The sequence below is a fragment of the Paenibacillus zeirhizosphaerae genome, assembly GCF_030705605.1.
GTDB lineage: Bacteria > Bacillota > Bacilli > Paenibacillales > Paenibacillaceae > Paenibacillus > Paenibacillus zeirhizosphaerae.
In genome coordinates, this window is record NZ_JAPCKK010000027.1 from 1 (window position 1) to 13,941 (window position 13,941).

At 50.4% G+C, this 13,941-nt stretch carries 10 protein-coding genes; 8 read left to right on the plus strand and 2 right to left on the minus strand.

Annotated features, from left to right (window positions below; all coding sequences use genetic code 11):
- Positions 1-1,031: isopeptide-forming domain-containing fimbrial protein (locus OIN60_RS17440; protein WP_305756146.1), on the plus strand; the 1,031-nt coding region annotated here is incomplete at its 5' end.
- A gap of 369 nt (positions 1,032-1,400) precedes the next feature.
- Positions 1,401-6,023 carry an isopeptide-forming domain-containing fimbrial protein gene (locus tag OIN60_RS17445; RefSeq protein WP_305756147.1) on the plus strand — a complete coding sequence of 1,541 codons (4,623 nt, stop codon included), beginning with the start codon at positions 1,401-1,403 and terminating at the stop codon, positions 6,021-6,023.
- A gap of 187 nt (positions 6,024-6,210) precedes the next feature.
- Here the strand turns inward: OIN60_RS17445 and OIN60_RS17450 are convergent, their stop codons facing one another.
- Complete coding sequence (locus OIN60_RS17450) at positions 6,211-7,164, minus strand: helix-turn-helix transcriptional regulator (protein WP_305756148.1); 954 nt, start codon at positions 7,162-7,164, stop codon at positions 6,211-6,213.
- Between the two features lie 49 nt (positions 7,165-7,213).
- The gene (gene modA, locus OIN60_RS17455) at positions 7,214-8,056 is read right to left on the minus strand and encodes a molybdate ABC transporter substrate-binding protein (RefSeq protein WP_305756149.1); all 843 of its coding nucleotides are present in this window, start codon (positions 8,054-8,056) and stop codon (positions 7,214-7,216) included.
- 226 nt (positions 8,057-8,282) lie between these two features.
- Between modA and OIN60_RS17460 the strand changes: the two genes are divergently transcribed.
- From OIN60_RS17460 to OIN60_RS17485, 6 genes are all read left to right on the plus strand, one after another.
- Positions 8,283-9,851, plus strand: a complete 1,569-nt coding sequence (locus tag OIN60_RS17460) for a sensor domain-containing diguanylate cyclase (protein ID WP_305756150.1) — start codon at positions 8,283-8,285, stop codon at positions 9,849-9,851.
- 207 nt (positions 9,852-10,058) lie between these two features.
- Positions 10,059-10,673, plus strand: coding sequence for a PH domain-containing protein (locus OIN60_RS17465; RefSeq protein ID WP_305756151.1), 615 nt, complete (start codon positions 10,059-10,061; stop codon positions 10,671-10,673).
- A gap of 151 nt (positions 10,674-10,824) precedes the next feature.
- Positions 10,825-11,097: a hypothetical protein gene (locus OIN60_RS17470; RefSeq protein WP_305756152.1), complete on the plus strand. Its 273-nt coding sequence runs from the start codon at positions 10,825-10,827 to the stop codon at positions 11,095-11,097.
- Between the two features lie 161 nt (positions 11,098-11,258).
- Complete coding sequence (locus OIN60_RS17475) at positions 11,259-11,381, plus strand: hypothetical protein (RefSeq protein WP_305756153.1); 123 nt, start codon at positions 11,259-11,261, stop codon at positions 11,379-11,381.
- Positions 11,382-11,525: 144 nt separating this feature from the next.
- Positions 11,526-11,834: a LexA family transcriptional regulator gene (locus OIN60_RS17480; RefSeq protein ID WP_305756154.1), complete on the plus strand. Its 309-nt coding sequence runs from the start codon at positions 11,526-11,528 to the stop codon at positions 11,832-11,834.
- 656 nt (positions 11,835-12,490) lie between these two features.
- Positions 12,491-13,921 (plus strand): sensor histidine kinase, encoded by a 1,431-nt coding sequence (locus OIN60_RS17485; RefSeq protein WP_305756155.1) that lies wholly within the window; start codon positions 12,491-12,493, stop codon positions 13,919-13,921.
- The last annotated feature ends 20 nt before the right edge of the window (positions 13,922-13,941 follow it).

Below are 13,941 nucleotides of genomic sequence, written 5' to 3' on the forward strand. Positions count from 1 at the left end.
TTTCGAATAGCAGCGTAACGAACATGGTCATTTCCGACGATCTGCCGGAAGAGCTGGAGTACGTACCAGGTACGTTGAAAGTGGACGGCAGCTCCATGACGGATAACGACGATAGCGACAAAGGCGAATATGTCAGTGGCACCGTGACAGGTAGCCTTGGCACCGTAACGGATACCGATTGGCATACGCTGGTGTTCGAAGCGAAGGTTATCAAGGGAGCCGGAGGTGACAAGATCAAGAACGTCGGTGAAGTGGACGGGGATAACGTAAGCACCCCAGATAAACCGAGCGAAGAGATCACGATCGGCGATGCAGTGCCTGAGATGGAGTCAGAGAAAGAAGCGAATGACCTCAATGGCGGCGTCTACGAAGTCGGCGATATTATTGAGTACACAATCCGTACACACAACACCGTAGAGGACAGTGTCGTAACGAATCTGGAAATCTCGGACGCTCTGCGTGCAGAGCTGGAGTATGTGCCAGGTTCCCTGAAAGTGGACGGTGTTACCGTGACGGATGCACAAGACAGCGACAAAGGGCATTATGTCGACGGAAAAGTGGTAGGCCAATTCGGCGACATTACGGATACAGACTGGCATACGGTGGTATTCCGTGCTGAAGTATTGTCCGGCCAATCCGGTCAGACGATCCGTAACACCGCTGAAGTCACCGGGGATAACCTGGATGAACCGGATCAACCATCCGAAGACATCATCATTGGTGGTGGAAGCGGAAGCAATCCGAACATCCCAGGCGATGCGAATGATGGATCATCCGGCAATCCGAACACCCCAGGATGGGGAGGCTCTGATTCCGATTCCCCAGACTCTGGTCAATCTGGAGGAGCTGGCGGTTCGGGTGGCTCTGGCCAATCCGGTACATCAGGTGACTCTGCAAATGGAGGCTCCGGAGACGGTAGCGGTAATGGCAGCAAACTGCCTGAAACAGCAACGAATATGTACGGCTATCTGTTGGCCGGATTCATCATCCTGCTTGCAGGCCTGTTCTTGCTGAGAAGAAAGAAAGCATAACAGAGCATAGTTAAGATAACTGCCCCTCAAGTGAGCATACTTGAGGGGCAGTTGTTGTACTCATTCATTTTTCTGGGAATTGATACATGTTGTATCCAACTATGTGAAAATATTGTCTAAGTTTGACTGCTAGATTATACTGATTTGGCTGGATGGTTGAAAACTGAAATGTATGCCAGACGGAAGAGGTGAGGATATCTTAGGTATTTTGAACAAAATGAATCGGAAGGGAGGCAGCTTTGTACCCGAAAGACGACAGCCAGAATCGACAGGCGTGTAAACGGGTAATACATAATTTTGCAATGCTTAAAAACCGGAAAAATTACTCCCTGTGGAAAAGAAAAACACAGTCATCTGGAGAATAACGATATGGGGGAAAGAGAATTGGGAAATAACCGCTTTGTCAAGCGAACAAGCTTGTTTAAGCGTCTTTTTGTTGCGTTTTCCGTGTTTTTACTTATCTTTAGCGGATTGCCTGTTACACCATCGGTACTTACTCCTGTAACCAAAGCTGCCGATAGCGCTTGCTCGGCTCCGATAGCGCTGCGTAACGGCGGTTTTGAGGGAGGAGCTGCAAGAGGCGGCGCGTATGATTCCTCGGGGCTCTATTTCACGGAAGCTGAAATGCCGCCTTGGAAGACTACGGACGATGCCAACAATGGTGTGAAAACCATGGAGGTCTGGAACCGGGCAGCTAACCTTCCTGCAACGGCAAGAAACTTTCCTGTACCACCCGATGGCATACGATGGGCAGAATTAAATGCTTTTGAGAGCGGCATGCTGTACCAGGATGTTGCGACCGTGCCAGGACAAACCATCTACTGGCGCTTGTCCCATATGGGGCGGGCTGGGGTTGACACCATGCAGCTTCGTATTGGTAAGGCAACCGCTAACCCATATGATACGGTGGTACAACGAAAAATGTCGGATGGCAAGGCATGGGGGACTCATACGGGAAGTTATACTGTTCCGGCGGGCCAGACCGTAACAAGATTTGGTTTCGAGGCTGTTAGTACAGCCAGTGAAAGTTTGGGAAATGGCAACTTTCTTGATGATATCTTCCTGGGGACAGCGCCGTGTGTGACCACAGACAAGACGGTTGCTCCCTCGGGAGATGTAACTGCCGGTACGGAATTAACGTATGCCGTCAATATCAAAAATACAGGCGGAGACATCGCCGCAAATATGAGCTTCGCCGATGCTATCCCCATAGGTACAGAATATGTCCCAAGGTCGATGATTTTGATGAGGGGCACAACCACTGTAAACCTGACGGATGCAGCGGATACGGATGCTGGTAATTTTAACGGCAGCCAGATCAGCGTCAGGTTAGGCGACCTGCCCAATGCGAGTCAATTGCCTAATGGAATTACTGTGCAATTCAAAGTCAGAGTGCTGTCGGATTATACGGTAAAGAAAGTTAGCAATAAGGCCCAAATCAGCTATGGCAATTTATTATCGGGCAAGACTGAACAAACGGAAACGAATGAGACCACGTCACCGGTTCTTTTCCCTGAGCTTGAGTCCAGTAAAACGGCAGTCATTCAGGAAAAAGCGTCCGGCAACACAGACGCGGCGCATGCTGAAGCGGGCGATACGCTGCTGTACACGATTCAGACTCGCAACACGGTCGCTAACAGTGCAGTTAGCAATCTCGTGATCTCGGATACGATTCCGGCAGGCCTGGAATATGTGCCAGGCAGTCTGAGTGTGGATGGCGTTTCTGTCAGCGATAGTGAAGGGGATGACCGTGGTCATTATACCGGCGGTCAGCTTGCGGGCCAATTTGGCAAGGTAACGGATACCGCATGGCATGCCGTTACCTTCCGGGCGAAGGTGCTGCCCGGCCAAGCGGGCGATGATATTTTGAACACGGCAGTCGTTGGCGGAGATAACGTCGAGGTACCGGATACACCGGGCACGACCGTCAAAGTGTATCCGCGTGCAGCCGATCTGGTGTCCAGTAAAACGGCGGTCATTCAGGAAAAAGCGTCTGGCAACACGGATACAGAGCATGCCGAAGTGGGCGATACGCTGCTGTACACGATTCAGACACGGAACACCATCGCAGACAGCGTAGTGACTAACCTCACTCTCTCGGATACGGTTCCGGCAGGATTGGAGTATATCCCGGACAGTCTGATTATGGATGGGGCTTCCGTCACCGATAGCGAAGGGGACGATGCCGGTCATTATGCTGACAGAGGCATTGTCGGCCGTTTTGGCGATGTGACGGACACAGCCTGGCACACGGTTGCCTTCCGGGTGAAGGTGCTGCCTGGTCAAGCGGGCAAGGATATTCTGAACACGGCGCTTGTTGTTGGGGACAATGTCAATACTCCGGACAAGCCGGGCACGACCGTCGAAATTTATCCGCGCGCAGCCGTTCTGGAGTCCAATAAAACGGCAGCGCTTCAAGCAAAAGCGCCTGGCAACACGGACGCAGAACACGCTGAAGTGGGCGATACGCTGGAATACACGATTCAGACCCGCAATACGACTGAAGATAGTGTGGTGGAAAATCTCACGATTTCGGATACGCTTCCGGCAGCACTGGAATATGTGCCAGGCAGTCTGATCGTAGATGGGGTTTCCGTCAGCGATAGCGAAGGAGACGACAACGGTCACTATGTCGGCGGTCAGCTTGTCGGCCGTTTTGACGATGTGACGGACACAGCCTGGCACACGGTTACCTTCCGGGTGAAGGTACTGCCTGGCCAAGCAGGCAAGGATATTCCGAATACAGCGGTAATTGATGGGGATAATGTCGAAGTACCGGATCGGCCGGGCACGACCGTCGAAGTTTATCCGCGTGTAGCTACGCTGGAGTCCAGCAAAACGGCAAGCATTCTGGAAAAAGCGTCCAGTAACACGGACGCGCAGCATGCCCAAGTGGGCGATACGCTGCTGTACACCATTCAGACCCGCAATACGACTGAAGATAGTGTGGTGGAAAATCTCACGATTTCGGATGTGATTCCGGCGGGGCTGGAATATATGCCGGGCAGTCTGACCGTAGACGGGGCTTCCGTCAGCGATAGCGAAGGGGACGACAGAGGTCATTATGCCAGCGGCGGAGTTGTCGGCGAGTTCGGCGATGTGATGGATACCGTCTGGCACACCGTTACGTTCCAGGCGAAAGTACTGTCTGGTCAAACGGGCAAGGCTATTCCGAATACTGCGGTGGTTGCCGGAGATAATGTTGAGTTTCCGGATCGGCCTGGCACGACCGTTGACATTTATCCGCGCGGAGCGATCCTTGAGTCCAGCAAAACATCCGAGATTCAAGCTAAAGCATCCGGCAATACGGACGTAGAGCACGCTGAAGTAGGAGATACGCTGCTGTACACGATTCAGACCCGCAACACGATTGAGGAAAGCGTGGTAACCAATCTCACGATTTCGGATACGCTTCCGGCAGAATTGGAATATGTGTCGGGCAGTCTGACCGTGGATGGAGTTTCTGTTAGCGATAGCGAAGGAGACGACAGGGGTTATTATGCCAGTGGGCGGATTGTTGGCCAATTTGGCGACATTACGGATTTGAACTGGCACACGGTTCAATTTAAAGTGGTTGTACAGCCGGGACAAGCCGGGAAGGAAGTTATCAATATCGCCGAGGTAAATGGCGGCAATGTGGAGACGCCGGCCAGACCGAGAGAAGAAGTGGAGATCTATCCGCGGAATCCGGTTATTGAATCGGAGAAATCTGTAACGAACGTGGATGCAGGCAAGGCTACGTATGAAGTTGGGGATACCCTCTCCTATACGATTCGCACACGTGCTGTCGTGAACGACACCTATCTGGAAAATCTGACGATCACAGATACTCTGCCTGCAGGCTTAGAGTACGTGCCGGGAAGCCTGAAGGTGGATGGTATGTCTGTTACGGATGCGCAAGATAACGATGGCGGTCATTCGGTCTACGGGCAAGTCTACGGTTCATTTGGCAACGTAGACGATATGAATTGGCATATGTTGGAGTTTCAGGTGGTCATTCAAACCGGATACGACGGCCAGATGATTCAAAATACAGCGCTGGTAACCGGTGATAACATCGATCAACCTGGCGAGCCAACCGAGAAGGTTGTGGTTGAGCCGGATCCGCCTGTCGTACCACCGGTAGCCCCACCCGTAGCTCCACCTGCCGAGCCACCGGTAGAACCACCAGTAGATCCGCAAAATCCGGGTGATGGAGGTTCCGGCGGAGGCGGCGGATCGAATGACAACGATGACGATGATTCGCCTACCCCAGTGCTGGAGTCCGAGAAAGCAGCGAGTGACCTCAATGGCGGCGTCTACGAAGTTGGCGATATTATTGAGTATACCATTCGTACCCGCAACACCATCCCGGACAGTGTCGTGACGAATCTGGAAATCTCGGATGCTCTGCGTGCAGGGCTGGAATATGTGCCAGGTTTCTTGCAAGTGGACGGCCAAGCCGTAACGGATGTGCAGGACAGTGATAAAGGCTCTTATGTTGACGGCACCGTGAGCGGACAATTCGGCGATGTTGGCGATACGGACTGGCATACGGTGGTGTTCCGGGCGAAACTGCTCGCAGGGCAAAGCGGCCAGACGATCCGCAACACCGCTGAAGTCACCGGGGATAACCTGGATGACTCGGACACACCTACTGAAGACCTCATCATTGGTAGTGGAAGCGGAAGTAATCCGGGCATTCCAGGTGATCCGAATGATGGATCATCCGGCAATCCTAGCACCCCAGGATGGGGAGGTTCTGATTCCGGTTCTGATTTGGATTCCGATTCCCCAGACTCTGATCAACCTGGAGAATCTGGCGGTTCGGGTGGCTCCGGCCAATCCGGCACATCGGATAACTCGGGTGACTCCGCAAACGGAGGCTCCGAAGAAGGTAGCGGTAATGGCAGCAAGCTGCCGGCAACAGCCACAAATATGTACGGCTATCTGCTGGCTGGATTCATCATCCTGCTTGCAGGTCTGTTCTTGCTGAGAAGAAAGAAAGCATAACAAAAATATAGCTGGAAAAGACAACCCGTCAAGCCACTTGCTTGACGGGTTGTTGTTATTTTAAGGAGGATGATGCACGGAGTAGCGGAGAGAACGAAGCAATTCCGGAAAAGCGAAGCGTTCGCCTTTGACGCGAAGGGTCAACAGCGATTGTAGGAATGCTTCGTTCTCGGAGCGTCTCAGAACATTAATAAGCATCATATTTAGCCAGCAATTCAGACAGCATCCGCTTCATGCACTCCACCAGCTCCGGCGGATTTTTCACCGTCGCGTCATTGCCCAGACCAATGAATAACCGTGCCAAATAAGGAATATCCGATTTCGGAAAATCCCCCTGCAGCCACCCGCTCCCATCCTCCTGAATATGCAGCAGGGAAGCCAAGCACAATTCAGTCTCTGATCTCTGTACACCTTCTTTACTCAGCTCTACATAAAGATCGACACATTCTTCCTCCAAACGTGCCAACGTCTTTCTGTTGCCAAGGTGAATATGCCAAAGATCCATGGGCTTCATATCAGAGGAGTCATACACAGCCGACTGAATCCGGTCACATCGAAACACACGCAGGTCCTCGCGCAGAAAGCAATAGGCGGGGCAATACCACAAGCCGTTGTTGGCATAGATGCCTAACGGTTGTATTTTTCGGCAGGACGTTCCTTCTTTTGCTTTGTAATCTATGAGCACGATCTTTTGCTGAACGGCTGCATCAAGCAGGATGGACAAGAAGGGAGAATCAGCCTGTCGCGCCGGAGTCACAAAATCAACCCGGTTCTTCATTTGATCAATCCGGTCCCGGATATCCCCGGACATATAATTGTAGAACTTGCTCAGCACAGAAGCGGATTCCGCTTCAAAGGGAAGAGACACATAGTGCCGCAGGGCATGGATGGCGAAAAAAATGGCGATAGCCTCATGCTCCGTAAAAGCGATGGGAGGCAGGATTCTTTCCCTTAATACCTGATAGCCGCCATGCGGCCCCACTTCCGAATATAGAGGAACGCCCAGCTCGCTCAGCTCCTGCAGGTCCCTCAGAATCGTTCTCGGGGACACAGCGAACTCGTTGGCCAATTCCTTGACCGTAAACTTCCTTTTCCGATTCACGGTCATCATCAATTCCATCAGTCGTTTTGATTTTGACATGATTTCACCCTTTTTAATTATATATGACAATAGTTGTCACTATTGTCACTCACTCGGATGGTTGAGCCATCGAAAATCCGTACTTTTCAAATATGGCCTTGGCCTCGTCCGACTGCAAATAGCGGTAAAATGCCTCCGCCTCCTCGGGATGCTGTGTTGCTTTCACGATCCCGGCTGGATATTGAATGGGAGAATAGGCTGCCGGGTTAACGGTAAGGGCGATTTTTACCCCTTGTGAGCTCAGGGCATCTGTCTTGTATACGAATCCGGCATCGGCATTTCCCGTCTCCACATACTGAAGAACCTGTCGTACATCCTTGGCCTGTACGGTTTTCGGCTGCAGGGAATCCCAGATAGAGGCTGCAGTTAACGCTTCCTTGGCGTAGCTGCCGGCAGGTACGCTTTCCGGAATGCCAATGGCGATCCGTTGAATCTCTGTGCGCAACAAATCCTTCTCTGCCCCAATCACGATGTTACTGTCAGCAGTCGTAATGACGACGAGCTCGTTGCTCAGCAGATTGTGCTGCTGGTTTGCTTCGATCAGGCCCCCGTCGACCAGTGCCTGCATATTTTTAGTGGCTGCCGACAGAAAAATATCTGCCGGTGCGCCTTGTTCAATCTGCTGCTGAAGCGCCCCGGATGCGCCAAAGTTAAATTGAAGGGCAACTCCGTCGTTCTCGGCTTCATAAGCCTGCTTGATGTCCTGTAGGGCGTCAGTGAGGCTCGCCGCTGCGGATATTGTCAGTTCCACAGGCTCCGAAGAGGCTTCCGGGGCCGGGGCTGATGTGGAGTCTGTTTCGCTAGAAGCTGACTTTCCGCAGGCCGTCAGGAGTAGCAATAGGGTAAGAGTGAGCAAGAGCCTGCAGCCTTGTCTTCTCGTAGATCCAGTCATGTGATGCTTCCCTCCAGATATGAATGGTATTGGCTAAATACTTCCGCAAACATGTAATATGTATTATATGGATTATTGTACGACTTGTATATTCTCTGGTTCTTTTTGATGCTTGTCCAGGAACGTTAGTGCGTCTTATACTGTTTAGATACCTTCCATACAATGGATACCTTCACATCACATTTTTCGGTGCCATGACTAAATATAATCAAAGGTTGATGCATACTTGGGTACTCATACACCACGCGGACAAATATCGCTGAACAAATTGTTATCCGGCATTGTCATTCTCTCTTTTCTTCTGATCATGGTCATTGCGGTCACCGCTTCCTATCAATCCGAGCAGAAGCTGCTGCATGCCAGAACGCTTGAAATGAATTATTCGTCTGCCAGCCGAATGGCTACGACAGTGGATACGCTGTTCTCTATCATGAGGACAAGTCTGGCCGTTGTTGCGGATCAGATTGACGATAAATCGGACGCTGCGGAAGTTCAAAGACAGTTGGAGTTTCTGCATAATAGCCGCAATTATTTTAACTCCATCGTCTGGGTGGATGAGCAGGGCTTCGCATTGAGTGTTGCTCCAACTTCTCTGAACGCTAAAGGAAAGCGGGGTGTCACCGAGGCGGTCAAGCAGGCGCTTGCTTCTCGGCAGCCGGAGCTTTCTGCCCCTTATATGAGCTCAAGCGGACGTATGATCGTTCTGATGTCAGAGCCGGTCTTCAACGGAAAGGGCGATTATATAGGGTTTATCGGCGGAACCATTTATCTGCAGGAGCACAATGTGCTCAACGATATGTTTGGTGACCCCAATATAGATAAAACGGGAACCTATTATTATGTCGTGGATTCTGGCGGCAAAGTTGTGTACCATCCCGATAAGACTCGAATTGGCAAGGATGTCAGCACGAACGAGGTTGTCCGGTTGCTGATGCAGGGGCAGAGTGGCCAGAAGCTGATTGACAATACCTATGACATTCCCCATTTGTCCGGCTATGCTACCGTATCTGAGAACAAATGGGGGATCGTTGTGCAGTCTCCGGTCAGTATGGTGGCAGAGCAGCAGAAACGGCAGGTCACGGAAATGATATTCTATATGATTACACCGTTTCTGCTTGTGATGGCGATAACCGTATTTCTGGCGCGCAGGCTTGCTGCGCCGTTCGTGAATCTGGCGAACCTGGTGAACAAGGCTTCCGCTGAAGCAGCCTCGCTCGAAATCCCGGACCGGAAGCATTGGAACAGGGAAGCTGACCAGTTGGCCCGGGCTGTCATTTCCTCGGTCAATGAGATGCACAAACAGAATCAACAGCTCGCGCATACTGCCACGATAGACCCGCTGACAGGGCTGCAAAACCGCAGATCGATGAGGTCTGTTATGGAGCACTGGATGGAGGAAGGGGAATCCTTTGGTCTGGTCATGATCGATGTTGACAGATTCAAGATGATTAATGATAATTACGGCCATCAGGCTGGCGACGAGGTGCTGCGCTTTTTCGCCCAGATGATGCAATCCTGTGTTCAGCCGGAGAATCTGTGCTGCAGATGGGGAGGAGAGGAGTTCGTGATCCTGGTTCCCGGCCGCTCGCCGGAGGAATGTTATCCCATCGCGGAGCAGCTAAGAGAAAGCCTGGAAAGAACGGAATCCCCCATCGGGCTGGCCATTACGATTTCGGTAGGGATCGCCGGCTTTCCGCACCACTCGACAGAAATCGGCGAACTGTTCGAGTGTGCTGACAAAGCATTATATGAGGCGAAGAAAGACGGCAGGAACCGCACAGTGATTTATAATTAGTCTTATGCATGACGAAGGTTATGGATATTGTCGTTGAGGATGTGGCCGGTGTCGTATGACGCCGGTCTTCTTGTTTTGGCCCAATGTACATGACTTCGACAAAAAACGTGTTCTCGATATTTTTCGTTGTCGGAATAAAAAGAGACGGGTTATAATAGTGTGGTAAATTCAACCATGATAACCAAATGTTTTTGAGGGGGAAAGGTCATGTTTAAAAGAGCGGCAGCGGAGATGCTGGGACTCAGTGATATCGGTTCGGTGATCCGCCGGGAAGACTATGATAAGGTGGACGCCGATGACTATGTCATGCATGAGGATAATGAACGAATTTATTTTCTGATCAAGTCCAAGATGGACGAGTATTGCTTCACGAATCATGCCTTGATTCATCTGGATGGTACAACCGCGCTCAGTAAGAAGCGTGTACTGGCCCGTTATCCGTATGCGTATTATCCGGTCCGTGAGGTGCTCATGGAAACGGCGGGAACGGTGGATCTGGATGTGGAGATCAAATTCAAGCTGGGTGAGCACCCGTTTTCGATTGATGTACATAAGAAGTTCATTACCGAAATCAAAGACCTCTACAAATCTCTGCTCAAAATCGCCGAAATCACGCATGAGAATAATGTGAAGTTAACTCAGGCGCAGCAGAGCCAGGAGCTCGCATCTTCGGTGCTGGGACAGACCAATAAGCTGGATGCCAACCTCCTTGAGCAATTTAACGGAATCAGGCAGTCTGCTTTCGAGTGGATGACGGAATCCCACAAGCAGTACAAGCGGAAGGACTTTGGCGCTGTCTTTGAGCGTTATATCAATAATTAAGGCGTGAAGAGTCAAGCCCGGCGCAGTAGCCCGGGCTTTTTTTATCAGGTTACACGGCTCAGTGGCTGTTGGTGTCCCGCAGAGCGATTTGGTACAATTAGGCTGAACCTGACGGATGCAAAGCTACAGGTTTTACTATAGGAGGTATCATATGTTGGAAATCTTGCTGTACTGGTTTTTATTACTTGCCGCCGCAGGCTGTGTGGTTGCGGCATCGGGCAGGAAAAGGATTGCCAGTCTGATTATTCTTAGTCCGATCGTATTATTTTGCACCTTGCTGCTGCTGCAGACCCTCAGCTATCGGGGGCAGGATGCGAACATCGGTCTGGGGCTTATGGTAATGCTGATATGGGTAATTACAGCGGTGCTGTTTATTCTGGCAGCGGTCATGTGGTGGTTTAAGCGCAGGAATAAAAGCTCATAATCAGAGAAAAGGGTTGTGCCTTTGCAGAGGCGTAGCCCTTTTTCTGCACATAAAAGGTGCGGGAACAGAATAATATAATAACGACAGCTACAATATTTTTCACAACCTGCGTTTATATACAGCTTTGCGGTGGGTATAAAGGGGGTAAGGAGGCGAGTGTGATGACAGAACAAATGTCCCATTTGCTGTACATTATCTTTTTATCAGTGCTTGCGCTGGGCGGTATTGGCTTGATTGGCTGGTGGATGATTGCCATCGGTCGCAAGGAGAAGGACAACGGCTGACGGGAAAACTACGTAAGAACACAGCTTCCCTCCAGGGCGCTGTGTTTTTTTTCGCTTAAGGCTTGAATAAAGCGTTGGATTTCGTTTAAAATAAGAACAAATGTTCTTATTTTTTGAGAACGGACAGCAAGGGAGGAGATTCGTATGCTGCCTGATTTTGAACGCAAGCTGCTGCGCATTCTGTATAACTTCTTTGCCCAGCATAGGCGGATGCCGACAGCGGCGGAGTTATCGGTCAGAACAGGGCGGCAGCCACGTGATCTATCAGCCGGTCTGTTGCATTTGGAGAAGGAAGGGTATATTCGCTGGGAAGACCGCTCTTCAACCCAGCATGTAGTTATTCTGGAGGGATGGGAACGGGCGGAGCCACGCCAGTCGGCGTTTGTGCGAATGGAGGACGGCGGCCGAAGTGCTGTGGTGGAAGACGGAACAAAGTATTGGACGGAATACTAGCCATGGGGCCTTATACCGGACCTTCGCAGAAATTAATGTAATCTTAATGTGCATATCATTTGAATTTAAGGTTGGGGATTTATATTGACTGTATTAACCCCTTTTTCATCAAGTGCTCTTGGACCCTGCCGTTGTTTGGCAGGGTCATTTTTTTTAATATTTGAATTAGAAAAGCCTCCGGAGTAATACTCCGAAGGCTGGCGGACAACGCTAGAACGTATACACCGTTGTGCGGCGTTGCCGTATAGTTAACCCCCTGCATAAGGGAAATCTGATTCCATAAATGATTTTCCAAACGACGAAAGCCCTACCTCTCTTTCATCCTTGCGGCTCCGATGACCGCGCCAGTGTGAATGCAAAACATACTGCAAAAGCTCAAAATTCTACTCTTAGGGTTATCAATAAAATTTGAAGATGCTCCTCACGGTGGTAGGAGTGACTTGTTGCGTGGAATCATATGGGGTTAAAAATAACACTTCATTATTCTAACAAAACTTTCACAGAAAGTAAATAGAGAATTTCTTTTACCAAGCTACTCAGCCCTTAATTGGAAAATTTGGAATTGATCTTGTCGAAAGATGGGGGGCTCGTGATATGATATAACAAGCGGTACAATCTTGGTTAACAATGGAATATGGTACAGCGGGAGTGAAGATATGGATTTTTCAAAAACGTTCCTCATAAATCTTGGTATGCTGATCGCTGTTGCCTATTTGGCCAATGTTACTTTTAAATATGTGCTGAGCAGGGCATCAGCCAAAATGAAGTATATTTCCTCTATCCTGCTCGTCGTGTTTTGCGGTTGGATATGCTCGGTATTCGGCTTCAGCTTTGATGGCCAGGTTGTATTCGATTTAAGATTTGTTCCATTAATTATCGCTTCGTTGGTTTATCCCCGCGCTTCTTCACTTGTGATCATCGGTGTGGCCACCGGCCTTGCCCTCCTTCCATTCAGAATCAACGAGGCATCCGTCGCGGGATTTGTGAATTTATGCATTCTCGGTTTGCTGGCGGCAGTGCTTAATGATTGGATGAGAAGAACAGATTACCGCCTGATTATCAAAGCTTCGGTCAGCATATTGGCTATAAATTTGGTCAACGTGTTTAACATTGCTATTTTTGATGTTATTCCCTTTCACCAGTATCTGACGGATGTTGTACCGTATACACTGCCACTTGGCATCGCGCTGAGTTATCTGGTTGCGTTCATTCTACGTGATTTTCAGCTTGAGCAAATGCGGAAATACCAGATTATCCAGGCCAACAGGAAGCTGTCGAAGCAGAAGGAGCAGTTGCAGAAGGCGAAGCTGGCATTGGAAGAACGGGCACAGCAGCTCATGACAGCATCACGGTATAAATCGGAGTTTATGGCGACGATGTCCCATGAGCTGCGCACCCCGCTCAATAGCATAATTAACCTGGCACAGATGATTGCTGAGCAGGGAAAGGATATGGACGAGGAGGATTTGAAGCAGTACAGCAGCATTATCCACGCTTCAGGCCAGGATCTACTTCAGCTCATTAACGACATCCTGGATCTGTCCAAGGTTGAGGCGGGGAAAATGGAAATTACGAAGGGCTACATAAGTGTAGAGGAACTGATGCAGGTTATATTCATGCAGTTCGAGATGGTCGCCCGGAGCAAAAATGTGGAGTTTAAGCTGCGGTGTGGGAAAGAGACCCCAGACCGGCTGTATTCGGATTCGCAGCGGGTGCAGCAGATTCTGCGTAATTTGCTGTCCAACGCGTTCAAATTCACCCATGCGGGCAGCGTGATCCTGGAAGTGCGCCCGGAGCGGCTGGATGACCCCGGGAGAGAAGGGGATTGGCTTGTGCTGTCGGTGATCGATACCGGCATCGGCATATCGAAGAGCAAGCAGCATTCCATATTTGAAGCTTTTCAGCAGGCGGACGGCTCAATCAGCCGTAAATATGGAGGAACTGGTCTGGGGCTGTCCATCAGCAGAGATCTGGCACGCTTGCTCGGCGGGTTCATCCGCCTGGAGAGCCAGGAGGGCACGGGAAGTGTATTTTCCTTGTATCTGCCGCTGGAGACAGACGCGGAGCAAGGTGAGGACAGGATTTAGTCTGTTGTGAAAGGAGGAGC